Raw genomic sequence first — 23,951 nt, forward strand, 5'->3', positions numbered from 1 at the left:
ATGGATCCGCTTTCAGCCGCTTCCAAGATCGCAGGCTCCGGCCTTGAGGCCCAGGCGACACGCCTGCGCATCGTTTCCGAAAACATTGCCAACGCACGCTCCACAGGGGACACGCCTGGCGCCGATCCGTACCGGCGCAAGACGATCACCTTCGGCGCCGAGATGGACCGCGCTGCCGAGGTCGAACTGGTGCGCGTAAAGAAGCTCGGTACCGATGCCTCGAATTTCATCGAGGAATACGACCCCAACCATCCGGCTGCTGATGAGCGTGGCATGGTGAAGCTGCCGAACGTCAACATGCTGATCGAAATGGCGGACATGCGCGAGGCCAACAGGACCTACGACGCAAATCTGCAGACCATCAAACAGACGCGGGAACTCATCGCCGCGACCATAGACCTTCTGAAGAGCGGACAATGATCGATAGCATTACCCAGATAAGCTCCCTGTCGCCGACCCGGAACCTGAAGGAACTGGTCGAGACGAGTTCCTCACTCAATGGCACGCTCGCCCCTGGCGAGAATGCCGGCATGAACTTCGCCAGCGTCCTTGGCGGCATGGCGACCGACACCATGAACAGCCTGAAGTTCGCCGAAGTGAAATCATTCGAGGGCATCCAGGGCAAGGCCAATACCCGTGAGGTGGTGGACGCGGTCCTGCAGGCCCAGCAGTCGCTGAATACGGCGATCGCGCTGCGCGACAAGATCGTGAATGCGTATCTCGAAGTCACCAAGATGTCGATCTAACGGAGCGGAGACCAGGACATGAGAGCGCTTTCCGTCGCGGCGACGGGCATGGATGCCCAGCAGACCAATCTTGAGGTCATCGCCAACAACATCGCCAACATCAACACGACCGGCTACAAGCGCGCGCGTGCTGAATTCTCCGACCTCCTTTACCAGACCGAGCGTGCCCAGGGCGTGCCGAACCGCGCCAACCAGGCGATCGTGCCGGAAGGCGCCAACATCGGCCTCGGCGTCCAGACGGCGGCCGTGCGCAACATCCATACCCAGGGCCAGCTGACCCATACCGAAAACAGCCTGGACCTCTCGCTGGTTGGCCGCGGTTGGTTCCAGATCGAGGCGCCGGACGGTACGACGATGTACACGCGGGCCGGGGCCTTCAACACCAACGCCCAGGGACAGCTCGTCACCATCGACGGCTATACGGTCGTTCCGGGCATCGTCTTCCCGCCGGATGTCAGCGAGACTGTCATCAGTCGGACCGGCCAGGTGAGCGTCCGCATCGGGAATGCGACCGAGTTCCAGGAAATCGGCCAGCTTACCATCGCCAACTTCGTGAACGAGGCAGGACTGCAGCCGCTGGGCGACAACCTGTTCGCCCAGACCCCGGCGTCGGGCGAGCCGATCGTTGCCGTCCCGGAGGATCCGGGCTTCGGTTACGTGAAGCAGGGCTATCTGGAAGCCTCCAACGTCGATGCGGTGAAGGAGATCACCGACCTCATCTCGGCGCAACGCGCCTATGAGATGAACTCCAAGGTGATCACCACGGCAGATGAGATGGCTTCCATCGTCAGCAAGAACCTAAAGTAAGCAGCGGGAAGGGCAGACATGATGTTTCGCCGCAGAATGAGGATCATCAACGGGAAGGTCTTCCCGTGGGCTGCCGCCTTGCTGTTGGGGATGACAGCTGCTGCCGCCGCGAACATGGGCACCGCCGTGGTGCCGAAACAGATCATCTATCCCGGCGAGGAGATTTCGGTCGCCGCGGTGGAAGAGGTCGACGTGACCAACCCGAACCTCGCCGGTGGCTATGCCCGCACGGTCGAGGAAGTCAGCGGCATGGTCAGCACGCGAACACTGCTGCCAGGCCGCACCATCGCCCTCTCCGGGCTGCGGGCGCCCTATGCGGTGCGCCGCGGCTCGTCGGTACGTCTCTCCTTCAGCATCGGCAACATGACGATCTCGGCGGCCGGCATGCCTCTCCAGGACGCCTCCATCGGAGATCTCATTCGCGTGCGAAACACGGATTCCGGCGTCATCGTGAGCGGCACGGTGATGGGTGACGGGACGATACAGGTGATGGCGCGATGAAACACGCTCGCTGGATACTGGCACTGGTTCTGACGGCGGCCGCGGCACTCTCCGCCGTTGCCCCATCGGCCATGGCGGACGCCGCCCGCATCAAGGACATCGCTTCGCTGCAGTCTGGCCGCGACAACCAGTTGATCGGCTATGGTCTCGTCGTTGGTTTGCAGGGTAGCGGAGACAGCCTTCGCAGTTCGCCCTTCACCGACCAGTCCATGCGGGCGATGTTGCAAAATCTCGGCATCTCCACCCAGGGCGGGCAGTCCAATGCGAAGAACGTCGCAGCGGTGATGGTCACCGCGAACCTGCCGCCCTTCGCAAGCCCCGGCAGCCGCCTCGATGTGAGTGTCAGCTCGCTGGGCGACGCGACATCGCTGCGCGGCGGTACGCTGGTGATGACGTCGCTCTCCGGTGCCGACGGCCAGATCTATGCCGTAGCACAGGGTGCCGTCATCGTATCGGGTTTTTCCGCCCAGGGTGAGGCGGCGACGCTGACGGAAGGCGTCACCACGGCCGGTCGCGTCCCGAACGGGGCCATCATCGAACGTGAACTGCCGTCGCGTTTCAAGGATGCGGTCAACCTGGTGCTGCAATTGCGCAATCCGGATTTCTCCACAGCCGTCCGCATGGCCGACGCGGTGAACGTCTTCGCGGGTCAGCGTTATGGCGGTCCCATCGCAGAGGCGCGTGACTCTCAGGAAGTCATCATCGCCAAACCGAAGGCCGCAGACCTCACACGCCTGATGGCCGAAGTCGAGAACCTGGTGGTCCAGACCGACACTCCGGCCAAGGTCGTCATCAACGAGCGCACCGGCACCATCGTCATCGGCGCCGATGTCAGGGTTTCGCGCGTCGCTGTGAGCTATGGGACGCTCACCGTCCAGGTGACGGAGACACCGCAGGTCATTCAGCCGGAGCCTTTCTCCCGGGGCGTGACCGCGGTCCAGCCGGAAACGGACATCATGGCGATGAAGGAAGGCGGCCCGGTCGCCATCCTCGATGGCCCTGATCTCCGTACCCTGGTCGCCGGCCTCAACAATATCGGCGTCAAGCCCGACGGGATCATTGCGATCCTTCAGGGCATCAAGTCTGCCGGAGCCCTTCAAGCGGAGCTTGTCCTGCAATGACCGAGCCAACGAACCCTTGTGGCCGTCGTCCTTCCCTACGCCACATTATTCTGGCAGGCGTGGTACTGTTGGCAGTTCCGCAGGTGAATGCGCAGGAGCCTGCTCCATCGCTCACGAACTCCACCCAGGACGAGATCAGGCAGTTCTGCACCAACATTGCCGATGCCGCCAGGGATCAGCGCTACCTGTTGCAGAAGCAGGAGCTGGAAAAGCTGCAGTCCGACGTCGACGCCCGGATCGCCGTTCTCGAAAGCCGCAAGGCGGAATACGAGGACTGGCTGAAGCGTCGCAACGATTTCCTCGTTCGTGCCGAGGCAGGCCTAGTCGAGATCTTCAAGACGATGAAGGCCGATGCTGCCGCGCCGCAGCTGGAAGAAATGAACATCGAAGTGGCGGCTGCCATCATCATGAAGCTTCCGCCGCGCCAGTCCGGGCTCGTCCTCAGCGAAATGGATCCCCAGAAGGCGGGAGTGATCGCCACGATCATTGCCAGCGCGTCCGATCCCAATACCTCGAAAGAACCCTCATGAAGAAGCGCGCCCCAGCCCTCGTGGCTGTCCTCCTGCTCACGGGATGCCAGAGCCAGACCATCAAGGAAATCGGCAATGCGCCTTCCATGAGCCCGATCGGCAGCGGCCTGCAATACGCGTCCGCGCCGCAGATGGCGTCCTATCCGAAACAGCCGCGCCAGCTTTCCAATGGCTATTCGCTATGGAGCGACTCGCAGTCCGCGCTCTTCAAGGATGCCCGCGCACTCAACGTTGGCGATATTCTCACCGTCGACATCCAGATCAACGATAGAGCCTCGTTCGACAACGAAACCGAACGCAGCCGCACGAACGGCACCAATCTGCAGTGGGGCGCCCAGGTCTCGAACTTCCTCGGCTTCAGCACGGACACCGGTACATCGGGCGACATGGGCACCGATTCCAACTCGAGTTCGCAGGGCAAGGGCTCCACGGAACGTTCCGAGAAGCTGAAACTGCTCGTTGCAGCCGTCGTGACCGGCATTCTGGAGAACGGCAATCTGTTGATCAGCGGCTCCCAGGAAGTGCGGGTGAACCATGAGATCCGCATCCTGAACGTCGCCGGCATCGTCCGTCCGCAGGATGTCAATGCCGACAACACGATTTCCTATGAGCGCATCGCCGAGGCGCGTATTTCCTACGGCGGCCGTGGCCGCCTGATGGAAGTGCAACAGCCGCCGATTGGCCAGCAGGTGGTGGATCTCTACTCGCCCTTCTGAGGCGGCCTGAGCACGGGACACGACGATGGATGAATCACAGGGCGCCGACGGTGCCAACAAGAAGAAGTCGCTTCTGCTGCTGATCGGCGGTGTCGCAATTCTGACCCTGCTTGGTGCCGGCGGCGGCTGGGTATTGGGCGGGATGATCGCGCCACCTGTTCCCGGGGTCGAGGAAGCAGTTGCGCCGGAAGGCGAGAAGGACGCCAAGGAAGAGGGTATTCCGAAGATCGCGACGGAGGCCAACGGCATCGTCTTGCTCGACCCGATAACGACCAACCTCGCCTATCCTTCCGAAAACTGGATCCGTCTCGAAGTTGCCCTTGCCTTCAACGGCCCGCCGGAACTTCCCCTTGCCGAGGACATCCACCAGGACATCCTCGCCTATGTGCGGACGGTCTCCCTGCAGCAGATCGAGGGTCCGCGCGGTTTCCAGTACCTGCGCGACGACCTTCAGGAGCGCGTCGCGTTGCGTTCGAAGGGAAAGGTATCGAGGGTGATGTTCCGCACCATGGTAATCGAATAGGCCACCTGCCCGTCATGCCCTGCCGATAACAGGGGATGACCTGCGCGCCTGGTTGACCGCCATCACCTGCGATGGCTATCGAAGGTCGATGTCCAGAACCTTCGTGATCGCATGATTCGGCTGATCCTCCTGCTCATAGCCATGATGGCGATTCCGGGACTTGCCCTGGCACAGCAGTCGCCCGCCGACCTTCTTAACCTGCCCGTCGACGGCTCCGCTGCGGCCTGGATCATCCGGACGTTCGGTCTTCTGACCGTCCTCTCGGTCGCGCCAGGCATCCTCATCATGGTGACCAGCTTCCCGCGCTTCGTCATCGCCTTCTCGATCCTCCGCTCCGGCATGGGACTGGCCACTGCGCCGTCCAACCTCATATTGATCTCCATGGCGCTGTTCATGACCTTCTACGTCATGGCACCAACCTTCGACCGGGCCTGGAACGAGGGAGTGCAGCCACTTCTGGAAAATCAGATACAGGAGGCCGAGGCGGTTCAGAGGATCGCCGAGCCCTTCCGTGCCTTCATGAGCGTCAACACGCGCGACAAGGACCTGGCGCTCTTCGTCGATCTGGCGAGGGAGCGGAACCAGACCGTCGGTACGGCCGAGGCAATCGATTACCGGGTTCTCATCCCGGCATTCATGCTGTCGGAAATCCGGCGCGGCTTCGAGATCGGCTTCCTGATCATCCTGCCATTCCTCGTGATCGACATGGTGGTTGCCGCCATCACAATGGCCATGGGCATGATGATGCTGCCCCCGACCTCGATCTCGTTGCCATTCAAGATCCTCTTCTTCGTGTTGATCGACGGCTGGAACCTGCTCGTCGGCAGCCTTGTACGGTCATTCGGCTGACCGTTAACCAAGCCTCCTTACCCCCCGTTTACCATGAGCCGACTGCCGACCTGAGGGGCGCTCGGATTTAAGATGTTGGCAAGAATTGGCGTGCGACCTTTGCCTCACACGACGGGTTTGGTAGCCAAAGATGCGGCACCGAGTGGCATGACGCCGGGCTGTCGTGACCGGAAGGGAAACCGATCCGGTATGTCCCCCATCAGTATTTTGTCAAAGGGACAAACATAATGTCGAGCATTCTGACCAACACCAATGCAATGGCAGCTCTCTCCACGCTGCGCTCCATCTCTTCCGGTATGGAAGAAACCCAGGCCCGGATTTCGTCTGGCCTGCGCGTCGGCTCCGCTTCGGACAACGCCGCCTACTGGTCGATCGCAACCACGATGCGTTCGGACAACATGGCTCTGTCATCGGTCTCCGACGCTCTCGGCCTCGGTGCCGCCAAGGTTGATACCGCTTATGCCGGTATGGAATCGGCCATCGAAGTCGTCAAGGAAATCAAGGCCAAGCTCGTTGCCGCAACCGAGGACGGCGTCGACAAGTCCAAGATCCAGGAAGAAATCACCCAGTTGAAGGATCAGCTGACGGCTATCTCTTCGGCTGCTTCCTTCTCCGGCGAAAACTGGCTGCAGGCTGACCTCACCGCCGGCGGTGCAGCTCTCCAGAAGAACGTCGTTGCCTCCTTCGTCCGTGACGACCAGGGCAACGTGTCGGTCAAGAAGGTAAACTACACCCTCGACGCCACGAACGTCCTGTTCGATACCGGAGGCAACACCGGTATCCTCGACAAGACCTACAACGTCTCGCAGGCAAGCACGACGCTGACGGTCAACATGAACGGCACCGAGACGGAAGTTACCGTCGGTGCTTACTCGGTCGACGACCTGATCGCCGACGGCGCCACCTTCGATGGCGACTACGCGAACTCCACCGGTGCCCTCGCTGGCGACTATGTCAAGGTCAACGGCGTCTGGGTAGCGGCGGTCGACGTCGGCACCACCGGCCAGGAAGTCGTCTATGACGACACCACGACCAAGTGGGGCGTAGACACCACCGCTGTTCCGGCCACCGCCGTTGCCACGCAATCGGTTGCGACCTTGGACCTGGCTTCGCTGACGAGCGCCCAGCTAGACGTGATGATCTCCGCTGTTGACGCGGCCCTGAGCGACATGACGAGTGCTGCCGCCGACCTCGGTTCGATCGGCATGCGCATCGACATGCAGGAAGAGTTCGTCAAGAAGCTGAGCGAATCGATCGACGCCGGTATCGGCCGCCTGGTTGATGCCGACATGAACGAAGAGTCGACCCGCCTGAAGGCTCTGCAGACGCAGCAGCAGCTGGCAATCCAGGCTCTGTCGATCGCTAACTCCGACTCGCAGAACGTGCTGTCGCTCTTCCGTTAATCGGATACGCCCATCGGCTTCAGAGCCGGTACATTCAGCCGCACCTGGCAACAGGTGCGGCTTTATCATTTTTTAAGCATCTTGTGGCACGCGCGCGCACACGCAAAGGCTGCAAAATAAAATCTCAGGCTGTGCCTCTTTGGCCGCTCCGTTTAGCTCTTCATTAACCAAACCGGCGTTAGCTAGCCTCATCGAGACGGCGAGTTAACCTTGATAATTAACGGGTTAGCAAGCATGACGCTGTGCGCCGGCTCCCGGTACAGTCCGGAATGTCCCTTTCCAAAATCAGCCATTCAAGGGGCACCCATAAATGACTAGCATTCTGACTAACGTCGCAGCCATGGCCGCGCTCTCGACCCTGCGCGGAATTTCCTCCAGCATGGAAGAGACCCAGGCTCGCGTATCCTCCGGTCTGCGTGTCGGCGAAGCCGCTGACAACGCTGCTTACTGGTCGATCGCAACCACGATGCGTTCGGACAACATGGCTCTTTCGGCTGTTTCCGACGCTCTCGGCCTCGGTGCCGCCAAGGTCGATACCGCCTATGCCGGTATGGAATCGGCCATCGAAGTCGTCAAGGAAATCAAGGCCAAGCTCGTTGCCGCCACCGAAGACGGCGTTGATCGCACGAAGATCCAGGAAGAACTCGACCAGCTGAAGGATCAGCTGACGTCCATCGCCTCCGCTGCTTCCTTCTCCGGTGAAAACTGGCTGCAGGCCGACCTCACCGCCGGCGGTGCTGCTCTCCAGAAGTCCGTCGTCGCCTCCTTCGTCCGTGACGACGCGGGCAATGTGTCGGTCAAGAAGGTCAACTACCAGCTTGCCACCACCAACGTCCTGTTCGACACCGGAGGCAACACCGGCGTTCTCGACAAGACCTACAACGTCTCGCAGGCAAGCACGACGCTGACGGTCAATATGAACGGCACCGAGACGGAAGTTACCGTCGGTGCTTACTCGGTCGACGACCTGATCGCCGACGGTGCCACCTTCACCGGCGACTATGCCAACTCCACGGGTGCTCTTGCCGGCGACTACGTCAAGGTCAATGGCGTATGGGTAGCGGCTGTCGACGTCGGCACAACCGGTCAGGAAGTTGTCGTCGACACAGGTACCAAGTGGGGCGTTGACACGACCGCTGTTCCGGCCACGGCCGTTGCTACGCAGTCGGTTGCGACACTTGACCTCGCCACGTTGACCAATGCGCAGCTCGACGTGATGATCTCCGCTGTTGACGCCGCCCTGACCGACATGACGAGTGCTGCCGCCGACCTCGGTTCGATCGGCATGCGCATCGACATGCAGGAAGAGTTTGTCAAGAAGCTGAGCGAATCGATCGATGCCGGTATCGGCCGTCTGGTCGACGCCGACATGAACGAAGAGTCGACCCGCCTGAAGGCTCTGCAGACGCAGCAGCAGCTGGCGATCCAGTCGCTCTCGATTGCCAACTCGGCTTCGGAAGTCATCCTCACGCTGTTCCGTTAATCTCCGAACAGTTGACACTCGGAAGGCCGTCCCCTCGGGGCGGCCTTTTTCTGTTTCGTTAAACTTTATGAACTCCGTTTAAGGTTTGTTAACCATGCCCGGCTTAACTGCAACCATCGTAACGATGGGTTAACCTAGACGAAGAAGCGGTTAACGGCATCAGGCCACACCATCGTTCCCGGCGGTTCCGGGATGTCCCTCATCTAGCCAATATAGGGGCAACCACTATGACAAGCATTCTCACAAACGTCGCAGCCATGGCTGCACTTCAGACCCTTCGTTCGATCGACGCCAAGATGGAAGAGACCCAGGCGCGCGTTTCGTCCGGTCTTCGCGTCGGCACCGCTTCCGACAATGCCGCCTACTGGTCGATCGCCACGACTATGCGGTCCGACAACATGGCCCTCTCCGCCGTCCAGGATGCCTTGGGTCTCGGCGCAGCCAAGGTCGATACCGCCTATGCCGCGATGGAAACCGTCGTGGAAGTGATGAAGGAGATCAAGGCCAAGGTCGTCGCCGCGACGGAAGAGGGTGTCGATCGCAGCAAGATCCAGGAGGAAATCGAACAGCTGAAGGATCAGCTGACCTCGATCGCTTCCGCTGCCTCGTTCTCCGGTGAGAACTGGTTGCAGGCCGATCTCACGGCCGGCGGCGCAGCTCTCCAGAAGAACGTCGTCGCCTCCTTCGTTCGCGACGAGACGGGAGCTGTTTCGGTGCAGAAAGTCAACTATACGCTTTCGGCCACCAATGTCCTCTTCGACACAGGAGGGAACACCGGCATTCTGGACAAGCAGTTCAACGTCTCGCAGTCGGCCGTCACCCTTCAGGTGAACATCAATGGCACGGTTTCGGAGCATACGGTCGGGGTGTACTCGATCGACGGATTGATCGGAGCCGGTGCTGTCTTCACCGGAGACTCTGCCAACGTAACCGGCTACATCGTCCCGCCCGGCGGCGTCGACTACAACGGTGACTATGTCAAGGTGGATGGTCACTGGGTGCGCGCAATCGATGTGTTGGCCACGGGTCAGGAAGTCATCTATGATGACGGCACGACTAAATGGGGTGTCGATACCGGTGTGACCGGAGCACCGCAGACCAATATCGTTGCACCTCAGTCGATCGATCTGCTGAACATCACCACCCTGACCAATGCCGAACTGGACATTATGGTACAGGCCGTAGATGTGGCACTTGAAGCCGCCATCAGCGTCAGCGCCGACCTTGGCTCGATCGCCATGCGCATCGGGATGCAGGAGGAGTTCATTGCGGCCCTCACCGACTCCATCGACTCCGGTATCGGCCGCCTGGTTGATGCGGACATGAACGAGGAATCGACCCGCCTGAAAGCTCTTCAGACGCAGCAGCAGCTGGCCATCCAGTCGCTCTCCATCGCCAACACCGCCTCCGAGAACATCCTGACTCTCTTCCGCCAGTAAGCGGAGCCCGGCTAGGGGCATCTTCGTCCCGCCCTGCGGACTGATAGTCATGATGGAAGCCGCGTCCCGCAAGGGGCGCGGTTTTCGCATGTACGGAACTTGCGTGAAGCCTTTCGGATCATTCCCGCCCGCAAGCTCGGCGCTTGCCACGCGCAAGCCTCGGCTGTTAACTGTCCGCGTTAACGATTTGTTAACGAACGACAGACCGCCCGCCCATGACGGGAACCGGCGGCCGAGCATGAAGCCCTTCCTGTCGTCTTCCTGATGCACATCGGCATTCGAGACAGAGGCAGGGGCAATGACCAGTATCCTTACCAACGTTGCTGCTATGGCGGCGCTCCAGACGCTCCGGTCGATCGACCGGAACCTCGAGACGACGCAGGCGCGTGTTTCCACCGGCCTGCGCGTTGAGACGGCCGAGGACAATGCCGCCTATTGGTCGATCGCGACGACCATGCGCTCCGACAATGGCACCCTGTCGACCGTTCAGGATGCGCTCGGCCTCGGCGCCGCCAAGGTCGATACGGCGTATGAGGCGATGGACAGCGCGATCGCGACTGTCCAGGAGATCAAGTCGAAGCTGGTCGCCGCCTACGGCGTCGGCGTCGACCGGTCAAAAATCCAGGAAGAGATCACGCAGTTGCAGGAGCAGTTGCACAGCATCTCGGAGTCCGCGAGCTTCTCCGGCGAGAACTGGATCCAGGGCGTCATCAGCGACGGCGGCAGCCCGGCGGTCGAGAAGACGCTTCTGAAGGAGGTGGTTTCAGCCTTCACCCGCGGCCCTTCCGGCGAGGTTGCGGTTACCACTGTCGACTACCCCATGAATTCCACAACAGTCCTTTTCGACACCAGTGGCGGCAAACTGGGTATCCTTGATAAGGACTTGGCCTATGTAGCCAAGGGTGAGATGGCGGTCACCGCGTCGACGGACGACGGGGCAGGTTTGGTGACGAACGCCAACTTCGCAGTGCTCACCTACAGGGATGCAGATCTCGCAGGGCTTGGCGTTGATACCAATGCCGACCCATCGATTTATACGGCAGGCGGCGGATCCTACTTCAAGGTGACCGACGATGTCTGGGTCGAAGCGACGACCACCGATTCGGCTGTTGGGCCGGCGTTCACTGTGCCGGTCCACAATGACGGCACAAACGACTTCTTTTACGTCGTAGTCGCCGGCAACAACCTGAACAATCGCAAGGTCGACCTTTCCGTTGTTACGTTGGATATCACGAAGCTCGGGGACCTGCGCGTCGCCTTGAATGCAAAGGTGCCGGGTTCGATAACCGAGGACACTGATGTCCTCGACATCATGATGAGTTTCGTCGACCAGCAGCTTTTGGCCATGACGAGCGCCGCGTCCAGCCTTGGCTCTATCCAGAGCCGCATCGACCTGCAGGAGGACTTCATTGCCTCCCTGATCGACGTGATCGACAAGGGCATCGGCCGTCTGGTGGATGCGGACATGAACGAGGAGTCGACCAGGTTGAAGGCCCTGCAGACGCAGCAGCAGCTCGGCATCCAGTCGCTTTCCATCGCCAACACCAATGCCGAGAACATCCTGACCCTCTTCAGGCAGTAATTTTGCGATGGGATTGGCCGCGGGGCATCCGGGGCCGACATCGCCGTCTACCTTCATCCTCGCACAAGCTTGGAAATCTAGCCTGCTGGCAGATGCCGGCTTCTCTGTGGATGGTGCGGCGCAATCGGCTAGTGCTGGCGGTAACCCTTTGTTGCCCTGCATGTACTAGCCTGGACAGGACAGATGAACAGGTTCCAGCAATGACAGCCTCGATTGCCCGTTTTCTGAAGGATTTCGGCGAAGTGCCGCCGCCACCCCCTCCGGAGGCGAGTGGCGACTTTGATTTCGGCGGCTTCTCGGGATCGGATGCGGTTGTCGAAGAACCTGTCGATATCGAGGCCGAGCGCGCCGAAGCCCATGCCAGGGGATTTGAAGCAGCCACGCAGGAGCTTCAGGCGAAATGGGCCGAGGAACGGCAGGCTCTCCTGGCGGCTCAGGAGGCTGAAATGGCGGCATTGAAAGCCCGCTACGAGAACGAAATCGTGGAGCTTGTGCATTCAAAGCTCGGTCAGATCGCCATAACAGTCGCCGAGGCGGTAAGCGACCAGACTGCGAAGGTACTTGCACCCATCGTTGAAGAGGCGCTGACCGACAAGGCCATCGCGGACATGGCGGATCTCATCAGGGCGGCAGTGCTCGAAGGGGACGTGGCGACGGTCACGGTACGTGGGCCGGAGCATCTGCGCATGAAGCTGTCTGAAGCGCTCGGTGACAGCCTGCCTTCCGTGCTCCGTCATGTTGAGGCGAGCGATCTCGACGTCTCTGCCGACCTTGGTGATCCGGCCCTCGTAACGCGGCTCTCCGCCTGGTCGGCCCGGGTGAAGGAGCTTCTTGCATGAGCGAGACAGAGAACCATCACCACGGCAAGAACGAGATCATCATCGTCAAGAAGCACCGCGGCGACCACGACGGCGCCCATGGCGGCGCCTGGAAGATTGCCTATGCAGACTTCATGACGGCGATGATGGCATTCTTCCTCGTGATGTGGCTCGTGAACGCCGCGAATGAGGAAACGAAGGCCTCGATGGCGAGCTACTTCAATCCCATCAAGCTTTCAGACGAAACGCCTGCCGAGAAAGGCATCGAAAAGCCGGTCGACCAGGCGGAGGGTCAGGAACAGACCGAGCGCTCGAAGGTCAAGGCGGAGGGCAGCACAATAGGCTCGGCCGCGGCAACCGGCGAGGACATGACCTCGACATCCGGCGACGAGACCAACTACTCCGAGGCTGACTACTTCGAAAATCCCTACTCGGTACTGGCCGAAATTGCCCAGGAAGTTGGTCAGCAGGCGAATATCAGCGCCAAGGGCGAGGGGGGCGCTGCCGATTCCGGTCCTGCCACGGGCGCCGACGGCGGCGAGGCCTATCGCGATCCATTCGATCCGGATTTCTGGACCCAGCAGGTTCAGGTCACCAGTTCCGAGCAACAGCAGGAAGCGCGATCGTCGACGACGACGGACGGGGAGCCGCCGGTGGAAGAAGAGGTCGCGCTTGCAATGCCTCAGCCCCGCCAGAACACGGATCTGCCTGAGGCTGCCCGCAAGCCGGAGGTCGAGGCCGACGACAAGCCGGAAGCGGCAACCGACAAGAGCGATGGCCCGGAGGACGTGGACAACAAGGAGGACGTCGCCGATGCGCCAGCAGATGGCGCAGAGGAGGGGACCTCCGAGGCCGATGCTCTGCGTCAGGAGATCGCAAAGCAGATAAACGGCGTCGCCGGCGAGCTCGCCGAGGGCCTGGTGGTCACTCCTGCAGAAGGTGGGTTGCTGGTGACGATCTCGGATCAGGCTGCCGATCCCATGTTCAACATTGGATCAGCGGTTCCTCGCCGCGAGATGGTTCTGGCGATGGAGAAAATCGGCAAGATCCTGCAGGAGCGCAAGGGCGCGATCCTGGTGCGCGGCCATACGGACGGTCGCCAGTTCAAGGGCGGCGAGAACGACAACTGGCGGCTTTCCATGGCCCGCGCGCACAGCGCCTACTACATGCTCGTCCGCGGCGGCCTGAAGGAGGGCCGTGTGCAGCAGGTTTCCGGCTATGCGGATCGACGGTTGCAGGTGCCGGAAGATCCGCTGGCCGCCGCGAACCGGCGCATCGAGATCCTGTTGCAGGCCGACGAGGGATAGCTATGCCGCGGATGGTGTTTCGTTCGGCAGCGCTCGCAGCGGTTCTCCTCCTGGGAGGGCAGCCCGCGCGCTCCGTCAGTGCGCAGGAGACGCCTGAACTCGCCCCGTACATCATGCTCCGTTCGCTGCAATTCGTGCAGGATACGGTCGCCCTCGGCGATCATTCTGCTGGCGAGATGCAGCGCTTCATGCTCAACAAGATCGACTCGGCGCTTCGGGCTGCGGATACGTCGACCTTCGATGACCCGCGCAACGTCGATGCCGCCTTGATCTATGCGATGAGCGGCGGCAATCCAGCCACGCTAGAATACCTCGTGGAGCGCGACCTGTCGGGAAACTTCGACAGCCGCGTCGCAGATGCCTTGCGGAAGTATCTGGGGGGCAAGGGAACACTCGTTGCCAAGAGCCTGGGCGACATGGCGATGGAGTATCGTGATCAGGCGATCGGCCCCTATGTTGCGCTCGTCAGTGGCAATGTCACGGATCCGGAAAACCCGGTCGGCGCCCTGGAGTACTACGACATCGCTCGATTGGGCGCGCCGGGCACGATCATAGAAGAAGCAGCATTGCGGCGTTCCGTTGCCATCGCGGTCGATGCCGACCTCGTGGACAAGGGCTTGGCATACTCCCGAAAATACGCCCGCCGTTTTGTCCATTCCCCCTATGCCAGCCAGTTCGTGGACTTCTTTGTCCAACTTGTCGTTGAGCACCATCCAGAGCTAAGTGAGCCTGACATCGACGCGACGGTAGAGTTCATGGATGTCGAACGCCGTCGCGAGGTCTTCCTGCGCATCGCCCGCCGCGCGACACTCGATGGCAAGAATGATCTGGCGCGGATGGCGTCTGGCAAGGCTGCGGCTCTGGCAGGCATGGCTGCCGACGGACCGGAAGTGCTGGCGAGGCTGTATCGTGGCGTCGCGAGCATTCCGACATCGGAAGTCGGAACTGCCATTGAGGATCTTGCAGCCATTCCGGCGGATGAACTCTCCCCGCGTGACCAGGCGTTGCGCGCTGCCGCGCAGGCGATTGCGAGTGAGGTCATTCGCAAGCCGACAACGGAAAGCCTCGCGCAAGATGCAGGCGTCAAAGTCGAGGCTCGACCCGACGCTGAAATTGAGGAAGCGTCTCCCGGATATGAAGATCCCGGGCCTGCAGTTGTGGCGCTCCCGGCGTCACTGGAGAGCAGCGTCGAGATTGATCCCGAAATCCAGACCTTTGTCGAATCCGGTCGTTCCAAGTTGAGCGAGATCGACGATCTTCTGAAACAGGAAGGTGTAGTGCGATGATGCTGGATGCTCTATCCAAGGCGGCGACGGCTGAGCCTGCAGTCAAGGTATTGGGCCGATCGGGTAAGGCCGAAGACGGAGAGGCGGGCTTCTCTAATACGCTGACGCGTCTGGGGGGACGAAACGCTGGGGAAGGTGAGGCGGCATCGAGCCAGCCTGCGGTCAATGGATCGGGGCGACGGGGTGATGCAGATGATGGGGAAGCTGGTTTGTCCAGCGCTTCGACGCAGTCGAGCGGACGGAGCATGGGCGAAGCACGGGCTGGTTCCGGAGCTGATGGTGAATTGCCGCCCGATAGCGGCTTGGAGAATATGCTCGGAGACCGCGATTCGGGTGCGTCCATCATCAATCCCGCGACAAGGCTTGCGCACCCTAATCGTCACGAGCTGGATAAAACCTCTCCCGCACGGACCTCGATTTTCCAGGCGGGCTTTGGGGTGAAGCAAACCGATGGTGCCAACCTTTTGGAGGCGAAGCGCGGGCCTTCATCGGCAGTGGTGGGAGAGTTCGCAACAGATCAGGCCGGAACGGCCGATGCAGATGATGCCTTGCTCAGCGGCGCCGCTTCCGGGGCCGGCGACCCTCATGGCACGTCTGATCTCCTGAACATTCTTGGCGGGCCGGCTCAAGCCTGGTCTGCTCACGGTGCAAGCCGCCACACGCAGACCGGGGGAGGGCGCAAGCCTGAACCGGAGGCGATGAGAGGCGGGGAGGCGAATTCGGAAAGTCTCCGCCGAACCGCGGGTGCCCAGGGTGAGACGCTGGAGATGCCAACGACGGAAGTGGACAGTGCGGTTCAGACGCAACGTAGCTTCCGCTTTTCTGACGCAAAGGGGGGCGGTGTTGCTGCTGAACTGACGCGTGCCGCAAATGTCTCGGACAGGGCGGGAGAGAGCAAGGGCAAGGCTGCACCGATCGAGAACATTTCCATCATCGAATCCCGACGGTTCCTCGGGCTCGCGCCCAGCTCCAATAGCACCTCGCTGCTCGCAGCCATGACCGGCGACACGGGATGGTCGTCAGCAATGCATTCGCGCGCAGTTGCCGCTGACACAGTCGTTGGCGGGGCTACAGGCTCGGCCGTCCAGATGCTGAAATTGCAGATGACGCCTCATGATCTCGGCACGGTAACTGCCACGCTGCGGCTGATCGGGGAGGAGCTTCACGTTCATCTGACGGTGGAAACGCGCGCGGCGTATCGGCAGCTGAGCGAGGACAGCAAGGGCATGCTCGACTCGCTGAAGGCCCACGGATTCTCGGTCGATCAACTGACCATCAACATCTCGTCCACGGCTGACGCCGAGCAGCAGAAGGGACAGCAGAATGCCGCAACCGGCCAGCAGATGACCGGGAGCGGGGAACGAAATGGCGGTGCGCAGAACCGGGAACAGCAGAGGCCCGGCTTCGATAGCGAGATGAACGGAAGGGCGGACGGGAATGAACTGGTCACTGAAAAGGCTGCTTCTGCCGATCCTGTCGGTGCTCGCAACGGCCAGCTTTACCTCTGACGCACTCGCCTCTGGCGGTGCCTGCGAACGGGAAATCCAGGCCGCAGCCGCCAAATACGGCGTTCCCGAAGGCATCCTCTACTCCGTCGGCCTCACCGAGACCGGGCGGAAGGGAAGCCTCTACGCCTATGCGATGAACGTCGAGGGCAAGGCGTACTACCCTTCCTCGACGCAGGAAGCGCTTGCAGTGTTCGAAGCCGCCCGGCGTGAGGGACGGAAGCTGATCGACATCGGGTGCATGCAAATCAACCACCACTTCCACGGTGAGAACTTCTCATCGGCACAGGAAATGTTCGAGCCCAGGCGCAACGTGGAGTACGCAGCGAAGTTTCTCCGCAACCTCCACGGCCGTCACGAGACCTGGACCATGGCAGTCGCGCGATACCATGCAGGGCCGAACAATGATCCCGCGCAGAAGAAATATGTCTGCCGGGTGATCAGCAATCTGGTTGCCACCGGCTACGGGAAATGGACGCCCAACGCCTCGAGCTTCTGCGCGGAATAGCAACCTCTGGCTGCAGGAGCCAGCCACCAGGACTCGCAATCTGACGTGTGGCAGATTTGGGGCAAAATTAAGCGATGCAAGCCCCTGCTCGATCAAATATTAATTTCTCCCCGGAAAAATTGTGCCAGTTCGCCGGTGACCTACTACATATAGTGCAAATCGGCAGCCGATGGTTAATCAACTGTTAATTTGTTTGGTTAACTTCCTGCAGCTTGTGTCCGATTCCCACGATTCGTACCCATAGCCTCATCGAAACACCACAACTGATTCGGAGGCGGACGAATGATCGTAGTGGTTGACGAGCGCGAGCTCGTGAAAAATGGCTATACTTCTCTTTTTGGACGCGAGGGCATTCCCTCGACAGGCTTCGATCCGGCAGAGTTCACCGAATGGGTGAACACGGCAGCCGACGGCGATCTGCATGCCGTGGAGGCATTCCTGATTGGCCAGGGGGACTGCATGCTCGAGCTGCCGCGGACCATTCGCGACCGCTCCCAGGCACCGGTCATCGCGGTAAGCGACCAACCCTCGCTCGACGCTACTCTTGCCCTGTTCGACAGCGGTGTTGACGACGTCGTGCGCAAGCCGGTCCATCCCCGCGAGATTCTAGCGCGTGCGGCGGCGATCCGGCGCCGCCTGAAGGCGATCGCCAACCACACCGACGTCGGCCAGATCCGGGTGTTCTCCGACGGCCGTGATCCGGAAATTGCCGGAGAAACCTTCCCCTTGCCGCGGCGTGAGCGTCGCATCCTCGAATATCTGGTCGCCAATCGTGGCCGACGTGTCTCCAAGACCCAGATCTTCAACGCGATCTACGGCATCTTTGACGAAGAAGTCGAAGAGAACGTGGTCGAAAGTCACATCAGCAAGCTGAGAAAGAAGCTGCGCAAGAAACTCGGGACTGATCCGATCGATTCGAAGCGCTTCCTTGGCTACTGCATCGACTGGAACTGACGCAGACGAGTTCCGCTTCCCTGAATGAAGCGGAATTCAGACAGTTTCACGCAAGGCCCACCACCTACTCTCCCGGACAATAAAGCTACAACGAGGATTGGATATGAGCCTCTACGGAACCATGAGAACCGGTGTGTCCGGCATGAACGCGCAGGCGAACCGGCTGAGCACGGTGGGCGACAACATCGCCAATGCCTCGACCGCTGGCTACAAGAAGGCGTCCACCCAGTTCTCGTCGCTGATCCTCCCTTCCAGCGACGGTGCCTACAACTCCGGCGGGGTTACCACGAACGTCCGCTATTCCATCTCCTCGCAGGGCACGTTCACCTACACCACGTCATCGACGGACCTCGCCATCAACGGGCGTGGTTTCTTCATCGTCCAGGGCTCGGACGGCATCGAATACCTCACTCGCGCCGGCAATTTCACCGGCATGTCCGACGGCACCTTGCAGAACGCCGCCGGTTTCACGCTCATGGGCTATCAGTACTCCTCGACCGATGATCCGACGATTGTCGTCAACGGCTTCGACGGCCTGACCGAGATCAACCTGTCGTCGGGCTCGCTAAACGCAACTGCTTCGCAAACTGGCATCCTCGACGTGAACCTGCCCTCCAAGGAGGCCGTCGGCTACCAGAAGACCACCTCGCTGGTCGCTTACGATTCACAAGGCAACACGCGCCTTCTCGACTTCCTCTACACGAAGATGGCCGACAACACCTGGACCGTCGACGTCAGCTACGAAGGGACGTCGATCCTCAAGCAGCCGTTCACGCCGACTGCCAACGTGACCGCAACGGGTAACCTCGATTCGGCTGCCGCGGACGGGACGACGTTCCAGACAACCGAGATCGTCTACGATACCGCCGGTAACGCCCGGACGCTGAGGTATGAATACGCGAAGACGGCGGGTGTCTGGGGTGTGAGCGTCTATGACGGCATGACGGCGGCCGCTCCGGTCGGGACGCTATCCCCGGTTGCCGGCGGTACGCTGCCGATAGGGCCAGCCGGCACTCTCGGCGCGATCAACATCAGCTTTGCCGGCGTGACAAGCGTTTCGGGTACCACATCGGTCTCCGCTTCTTCGGATGGCGTGGGCAACGTGCCGACCATCGAGTTCGACGTCAACGGCCAAATCGTCGGTCCCCCTTCGGTGACGACCCAAGCCATGGTGCTAGGTGGAGCCGTCTTCAACGGCCTGACGATCGACATCAGTGGATCGACCCAGTTGTCCTCCGATTTCAAGGTCGGCAACGGCAAGATCGATGGTAACGCGGCAAGCGATGTGGTCGGTCATGAGATCAGCGAGGACGGGATCGTCTACCTGAAATACTCCAACGGCAAGCTGGAGCCGAAGTACCGCATCGCCATGGCGGACGTGCAGAGTCCCGACCAATTGAAGCCGCTTGCCGGCAATGTCTACTCCCAGAGCAACGACTCCGGGGTCATCGTCATGGGCTATGCCGCGAACGGCAGCTACGGCACGATCCTTTCCGGCGCCCTGGAAGACTCCAATGTCGATATTGCCGAAGAGCTGACCTCGATGATCGAGTCCCAGCGAAACTACACCGCCAACTCCAAGGTCTTCCAGACCGGTTCCGAACTGATGGAAGTTCTCGTCAATCTGAAAAGATGACGGGAGCTAGTTCCTAGAGGCAGCTACAATGTCCCTTTCGTCCGCACTTTCAACGGCGCAATCCATCTTCAACAACACCGGCATTCAGACCGGAGTCGCCTCGAAGAACATTGCGAACGCACAGAACGCCAACTACGTCCGGCGCTCTGCAGTGCTGACGACAGGGGGCAACGGTTCTCTCGTCGTTGCCATAGAGCGCTCGCAAAACCAAGCACTCTACCGGCAGACCATCGAAAGCTCCTCGCTCTACAGCGGCCAGCAGATCCTGCTTTCCGGCCTAGAAGAGGTAAAGTCCCTTATGGGCGGCAACGACTATGAGACGTCGCCCTCCGCGATAATTGCCAATCTCCGCAACAATCTTCAGACTTGGGCGAGCAAGCCGAGCGAAACGACTGTTGGTGCAACGGTCATCTCTGCGGCCGTGGATCTGGCCAACTCGCTCAATACGGCCTCCGATCAGTTGCAGGCCATTCGCAAGCGCGCCGACGACGACATCCAGCAGGGCGTCGAGGAACTCAACAAGCTGCTGGCGCAGTTCGAGATAGCCAACAATCGAGTAAAGCAGGAGACAGCGGTCGGTGCCAACCCGAACGATGCGCTTGACGAACGAGAGACGCTCCTGAAGCAGATCGCAGAGATCGTCGGCGTCACCACGCTGTCGCGCGAGAACAACGACCTGGTCCTGTACACGACAGAGGGTACGGTGTTGTTCGAGACGGTTCCGCGGCCCGTCACTTTCGCGCCAACGGTCGCCTACGGCGCCACCACGACCGGCAACGGCGTCTATATCGACGGCGTGGCGGTCAAGGCGGGTATCGGTCCTGAGACGAACGCCAAGGGATCGCTCCAGGCGCTGCTGCAGCTGCGTGACGATGTCGTTCCAGTCTACCAGAGCCAGATGGACGAGATCGCCCGTGGACTGATCATGGCATTTGCCGAGACGGACCAGACGGTGGTTCCTCCGGCGCCGGCCATTCTTGCGCCAGGTCTCTTCACCTGGGATCTCGGCACGATTCCCGCCGCCAACACTGTCGAGCCGGGGCTAGCAGCCCGCATCAAGGTCAACCCGCTGGTGATCCCCCCGTCGGGTAAGCCGATGCTGATCCGCGATGGCGGCATCAACGGCGTGAACTATGTCGTCAACACCACGGCCTCGACCGGCTTCTCGGATCTGCTCAACAAGTACGATGATGCCTTCGAGGTGAGGATCGACTTTGCTGCAAGCACCCAGGTCGGCGGAAAGCTCGACCTGCAATCCTTCGCTGCAGATTCGATCGGCTGGCTCGAGATGTTGCGCAGCACGGCAACGTTGGCGACGGAGAACAAGCTGGCAATGCTCAGCCGGGCAACGGATGCCTATTCCAGCGAAACCGGCGTGAGCCTCGATGAAGAGCTGTCGCTGCTCCTCGACATCGAGCAGTCCTACAAGGCGGCTGCAAAACTGATGTCGACGGTCGACACGATGATGCAAGCACTGCTCGAGGCGGCGAGCTGATCATGAAGACTTCTTTCATCTCATCGCTCAGTATCCAGACGACGATGCGCTACGCTGTCGCAAAGGCGCAGCAGGACATGGTCGCCGCGCAGCAGGAGGTGACCACGGGCCGGCACGCCGACGTTGGTGTTGCGCTTGGCGCGACGACGTCACGAAGCCTTGACCTCACCCGCGACGTGCTGCGCATCAAGTCGATGCTGACCACCAATTCACTCGCCACCCAGCGGCTGGAATCCTCGGAAGAAGCGCTCTCGAAGATGTTCGGACTCGGCCAGAATATCCTCGACTCTCTCATCGGCATCGGTGGCGGCAGCGATTCCACAAACCTTGGTGTCGCACGCACGTCCATTCAGTCGGCGCTGGACACCTTTGCCAGCTTCGCCAATACGTCGGTGAATGCTGAATACCTGTTTGCGGGCATCAACTCCGACATCAAGCCGTTCGAGAACGTCGCGGCGGCCGGTTCGGCGGTGCAGGTCGCTTTCGATGCCGAGCTGGCGAAATTCCTGACGGACAATACGATCGCGTCGCGAAGCGACATGACTGAACAGGACATGTCGGATTTTCTCAATCGCATGGAGCAAATGTTTAACGCTGATCCGGCCAATCCGGCCGATGCTCCCTACCTCCTCACGAGTCCACCGCACCTCCCGACCGTGGCAGGCCAGGACTTCTGGAGCGCCTTCGTCTCGAACGCGTCCGACGAGAACATGAAGAGCCGCATCACGCAGAGCGAGATCGTCGAGACGTCCACGAATTCAAACACCGCAGGCATGCGAAAGTTCGTTTTGACCTCCCTGATTTCGATGGAGTTTCTCACGAACGATATCTCGGATGAGGCCCGCGGCGTCGTGACCACCCGTGCCCAGGCCTATATCGGCCAGGCGATGTCGAACCTCACCGGTGAACGGGCCCGTCTCGGTCTTTCCGCGGAACGCGTCAAGAAGGCTAACGAGACGCTCGAGGCACAACAGAAGATCATCGAGGTGCATCTCAACGACCTCGAGTCGGTCGATGCCTACGAGGCGTCGACCCGGGTCAAGGGCCTTGAGGCGCTGGTGGAGACAGCCTACACACTGACGGCCCGCCTGCAGCAGTTAAGTCTGGTCAACTTCCTCAGATGATTGAGGAAATACGTGAAAATGAAGGATACATGAATGTACCAGTTTTCATATGCCGAGATCATGGAAGATGGCGTCGCCGACGCCAAAGACCGTGAACGGCAGGCGCTGGAACGATCGATAGAACTTCTGGTCGCCGCGCGTGACGCAGGAGCCTATTCCCGCCACACTATCGAGGCGGTCTACTACACACGGCGGGTCTGGATACGTCTGATCGAGGACCTCAAGCAGCCGGAGAACGAGCTAGGCTCGGAGCTGCGCGCCAATCTGATTTCGATCGCAATCTGGATATTGAAGGAATGTGAGCGGATCAGGAAGCGCCAGTCGACGAATTATCAGGGCATCATCGACGTGACCACCATCATCAAGGATGGACTTAAATGAAAAGTACGCTGCGCATCTCGCTGAAATCGGGCGAACGCATCTTCATCAACGGCGCAGTGCTGCGGGTTGATCGCAAGGTAGCATTGGAATTCCTCAACGATGTGACGTTCCTGCTCGAAAACCACGTCCTCCAGCCGGAGGATGCAACGACGCCACTGCGGCAACTCTACTTCATTGCCCAGATGATGCTGATCAACCCTGAGGGCAAGGACCAGTCGATGGCCCTCTTCCGGAAGTCAGTGAGCATGCTCCTGAACTGCTTCCAGAACGAAGAGGTGCTGGCGGAACTGAAGCGGATCGACGGGATGGTCGCGTCCGGCCGCGCCTTCGACGCTCTGAAGGCCATCCGCGGCCTCTATCCGATTGAAGACCGCATCCTCAACAGCCAGGAAATGACGCCGGCGACGGTTGAGCAGATTCGCAAGGAGATCGCTCCATGGCGGTAGATCCGGTAACGACGGCTGCTTCGAACCCGTGGGCGAATGCGGCTGCCACGACGAAGGACGCCGACAAGGCGGGGCTGAACTATGACAGCTTCCTAAAGCTGCTTATCGCCCAGATGAAGAACCAGGATCCGACCGATCCGATGGATGCGAGCGAGCAGATGTCCCAACTCGCCTCGTTCTCCCAAGTCGAGCAGACGATCCAGACCAATGCCCACCTGCGCAGCATGCTGCAGGCGGAGGCGCTGACACGTGCGGGCGATCTCGTCGGCAAATATGTCCAGAGCGCCGACGACAAGGTCATGGGTAAGGTCAAGGAAGTCGAAGTCTACTCGGATGGCGTGATCGTCCTCACCGAGAACAACGACAAGGTCCTGCTGCAGGCCGGCGTGGTGATCTCCGACAATCCGATCGTCAAGACGACGCCCGGCGATACCGCTGGCGGCTCGACGGACGGTTCAGGCGACGATACAACAGGCTGATGACTGAAGGCCCGAATGATTCGGGTCGGAGCTGGCGACATGAACGAAGCCGATGCCCTGGATATCATGCAGGCGGCGATCTGGACGATCCTAGTAGCGTCCGGTCCCGCCGTGCTGACGGCAATGATCGTCGGCGTCGGTATTGCCATCCTGCAGGCCCTCACGCAGGTGCAGGAAATGACGCTCACCTTCGTGCCGAAGATCGTTGCCATCATGATCATGATCGGCGTCTCGGCACCATTCATCGGTGCTCAGATCAACCTGTTCGCCAACCTCGTCTTCTCGCGGGTGCAGTCGGGCTTCTAACCCGGG

Annotated in this window: 26 protein-coding genes; all 26 read left to right on the forward strand. The window is 60.6% G+C overall.

Features of this window, described 5'->3' with window-relative positions:
• A complete protein-coding gene (gene flgC, locus NT26_RS01075; protein WP_052636939.1) occupies nucleotides 1-420 on the forward strand; it encodes a flagellar basal body rod protein FlgC in 420 nt (139 codons plus the stop codon).
• Nucleotides 417-746 carry a flagellar hook-basal body complex protein FliE gene (gene fliE, locus NT26_RS01080; RefSeq protein WP_052636941.1) on the forward strand — a complete coding sequence of 110 codons (330 nt, stop codon included), beginning with the start codon at nucleotides 417-419 and terminating at the stop codon, nucleotides 744-746. Before flgC ends, fliE begins: the two co-directional genes overlap by 4 nt.
• A gap of 18 nt (nucleotides 747-764) precedes the next feature.
• Nucleotides 765-1,553: a flagellar basal-body rod protein FlgG gene (gene flgG, locus NT26_RS01085; protein ID WP_052636943.1), complete on the forward strand. Its 789-nt coding sequence runs from the start codon at nucleotides 765-767 to the stop codon at nucleotides 1,551-1,553.
• Nucleotides 1,554-1,571: 18 nt separating this feature from the next.
• Nucleotides 1,572-2,054 carry a flagellar basal body P-ring formation chaperone FlgA gene (flgA, locus tag NT26_RS01090; RefSeq protein WP_052636944.1) on the forward strand — a complete coding sequence of 161 codons (483 nt, stop codon included), beginning with the start codon at nucleotides 1,572-1,574 and terminating at the stop codon, nucleotides 2,052-2,054.
• Nucleotides 2,051-3,175 (forward strand): flagellar basal body P-ring protein FlgI, encoded by a 1,125-nt coding sequence (locus NT26_RS01095; RefSeq protein ID WP_052636946.1) that lies wholly within the window; start codon nucleotides 2,051-2,053, stop codon nucleotides 3,173-3,175. Before flgA ends, NT26_RS01095 begins: the two co-directional genes overlap by 4 nt.
• Nucleotides 3,172-3,705: a MotE family protein gene (locus NT26_RS01100; protein ID WP_052636948.1), complete on the forward strand. Its 534-nt coding sequence runs from the start codon at nucleotides 3,172-3,174 to the stop codon at nucleotides 3,703-3,705. Before NT26_RS01095 ends, NT26_RS01100 begins: the two co-directional genes overlap by 4 nt.
• Complete coding sequence (gene flgH, locus NT26_RS01105; protein ID WP_052636950.1) at nucleotides 3,702-4,421, forward strand: flagellar basal body L-ring protein FlgH; 720 nt, start codon at nucleotides 3,702-3,704, stop codon at nucleotides 4,419-4,421. Before NT26_RS01100 ends, flgH begins: the two co-directional genes overlap by 4 nt.
• A gap of 25 nt (nucleotides 4,422-4,446) precedes the next feature.
• Nucleotides 4,447-4,944 carry a flagellar basal body-associated FliL family protein gene (locus tag NT26_RS01110; protein ID WP_052636952.1) on the forward strand — a complete coding sequence of 166 codons (498 nt, stop codon included), beginning with the start codon at nucleotides 4,447-4,449 and terminating at the stop codon, nucleotides 4,942-4,944.
• A gap of 111 nt (nucleotides 4,945-5,055) precedes the next feature.
• Nucleotides 5,056-5,793: a flagellar type III secretion system pore protein FliP gene (gene fliP / locus NT26_RS01115; protein WP_052636954.1), complete on the forward strand. Its 738-nt coding sequence runs from the start codon at nucleotides 5,056-5,058 to the stop codon at nucleotides 5,791-5,793.
• A gap of 227 nt (nucleotides 5,794-6,020) precedes the next feature.
• Nucleotides 6,021-7,196 (forward strand): flagellin N-terminal helical domain-containing protein, encoded by a 1,176-nt coding sequence (locus tag NT26_RS01120; protein ID WP_052636956.1) that lies wholly within the window; start codon nucleotides 6,021-6,023, stop codon nucleotides 7,194-7,196.
• Between the two features lie 310 nt (nucleotides 7,197-7,506).
• A complete protein-coding gene (locus tag NT26_RS01125) occupies nucleotides 7,507-8,679 on the forward strand; it encodes a flagellin N-terminal helical domain-containing protein (protein ID WP_052636958.1) in 1,173 nt (390 codons plus the stop codon).
• Between the two features lie 227 nt (nucleotides 8,680-8,906).
• A complete protein-coding gene (locus tag NT26_RS01130; RefSeq protein WP_052636960.1) occupies nucleotides 8,907-10,118 on the forward strand; it encodes a flagellin N-terminal helical domain-containing protein in 1,212 nt (403 codons plus the stop codon).
• A gap of 298 nt (nucleotides 10,119-10,416) precedes the next feature.
• Entirely contained in the window at nucleotides 10,417-11,700 is a 1,284-nt protein-coding gene (locus tag NT26_RS01135) for a flagellin N-terminal helical domain-containing protein (RefSeq protein WP_052636962.1), read from the forward strand.
• 200 nt (nucleotides 11,701-11,900) lie between these two features.
• Nucleotides 11,901-12,539 (forward strand): hypothetical protein, encoded by a 639-nt coding sequence (locus NT26_RS01140; RefSeq protein WP_052636963.1) that lies wholly within the window; start codon nucleotides 11,901-11,903, stop codon nucleotides 12,537-12,539.
• Nucleotides 12,536-13,825, forward strand: a complete 1,290-nt coding sequence (locus NT26_RS01145) for a MotB family protein (RefSeq protein ID WP_052636965.1) — start codon at nucleotides 12,536-12,538, stop codon at nucleotides 13,823-13,825. The genes NT26_RS01140 and NT26_RS01145 overlap by 4 nt, the downstream gene beginning before the upstream one ends.
• 2 nt (nucleotides 13,826-13,827) lie before the next feature.
• On the forward strand, nucleotides 13,828-15,111 hold the full coding sequence (gene motC, locus NT26_RS01150; protein WP_425287721.1) for a chemotaxis protein MotC: 1,284 nt from the start codon (nucleotides 13,828-13,830) through the stop codon (nucleotides 15,109-15,111).
• Complete coding sequence (gene fliK, locus NT26_RS01155) at nucleotides 15,108-16,619, forward strand: flagellar hook-length control protein FliK (protein ID WP_082077592.1); 1,512 nt, start codon at nucleotides 15,108-15,110, stop codon at nucleotides 16,617-16,619. The genes motC and fliK overlap by 4 nt, the downstream gene beginning before the upstream one ends.
• Nucleotides 16,549-17,124, forward strand: coding sequence for a transglycosylase SLT domain-containing protein (locus tag NT26_RS01160; RefSeq protein ID WP_152338551.1), 576 nt, complete (start codon nucleotides 16,549-16,551; stop codon nucleotides 17,122-17,124). Before fliK ends, NT26_RS01160 begins: the two co-directional genes overlap by 71 nt.
• Before the next feature lie 282 nt (nucleotides 17,125-17,406).
• The gene (locus NT26_RS01165) at nucleotides 17,407-18,078 is read left to right on the forward strand and encodes a response regulator transcription factor (protein WP_052636969.1); all 672 of its coding nucleotides are present in this window, start codon (nucleotides 17,407-17,409) and stop codon (nucleotides 18,076-18,078) included.
• Nucleotides 18,079-18,181: 103 nt separating this feature from the next.
• Nucleotides 18,182-19,714 (forward strand): flagellar hook-basal body complex protein, encoded by a 1,533-nt coding sequence (locus NT26_RS22235; protein WP_052636971.1) that lies wholly within the window; start codon nucleotides 18,182-18,184, stop codon nucleotides 19,712-19,714.
• 28 nt (nucleotides 19,715-19,742) lie between these two features.
• On the forward strand, nucleotides 19,743-21,209 hold the full coding sequence (flgK, locus tag NT26_RS01175; protein WP_052636973.1) for a flagellar hook-associated protein FlgK: 1,467 nt from the start codon (nucleotides 19,743-19,745) through the stop codon (nucleotides 21,207-21,209).
• A 2-nt stretch (nucleotides 21,210-21,211) separates the two neighbouring features.
• Complete coding sequence (locus NT26_RS01180) at nucleotides 21,212-22,333, forward strand: flagellar hook-associated family protein (protein ID WP_052636975.1); 1,122 nt, start codon at nucleotides 21,212-21,214, stop codon at nucleotides 22,331-22,333.
• Between the two features lie 33 nt (nucleotides 22,334-22,366).
• Nucleotides 22,367-22,714 carry a flagellar biosynthesis regulator FlaF gene (flaF, locus tag NT26_RS01185; RefSeq protein ID WP_052636977.1) on the forward strand — a complete coding sequence of 116 codons (348 nt, stop codon included), beginning with the start codon at nucleotides 22,367-22,369 and terminating at the stop codon, nucleotides 22,712-22,714.
• Nucleotides 22,711-23,160 carry a flagellar biosynthesis repressor FlbT gene (gene flbT, locus NT26_RS01190; protein ID WP_052636979.1) on the forward strand — a complete coding sequence of 150 codons (450 nt, stop codon included), beginning with the start codon at nucleotides 22,711-22,713 and terminating at the stop codon, nucleotides 23,158-23,160. The genes flaF and flbT overlap by 4 nt, the downstream gene beginning before the upstream one ends.
• A complete protein-coding gene (gene flgD, locus NT26_RS01195) occupies nucleotides 23,151-23,639 on the forward strand; it encodes a flagellar hook assembly protein FlgD (protein WP_052636980.1) in 489 nt (162 codons plus the stop codon). Before flbT ends, flgD begins: the two co-directional genes overlap by 10 nt.
• A gap of 39 nt (nucleotides 23,640-23,678) precedes the next feature.
• Entirely contained in the window at nucleotides 23,679-23,945 is a 267-nt protein-coding gene (gene fliQ / locus NT26_RS01200) for a flagellar biosynthesis protein FliQ (protein WP_052641656.1), read from the forward strand.
• The last annotated feature ends 6 nt before the right edge of the window (nucleotides 23,946-23,951 follow it).

It is taken from the genome of Pseudorhizobium banfieldiae, assembly GCF_000967425.1.
GTDB classification, from domain to species: Bacteria; Pseudomonadota; Alphaproteobacteria; order Rhizobiales; family Rhizobiaceae; genus Neorhizobium; species Neorhizobium banfieldiae.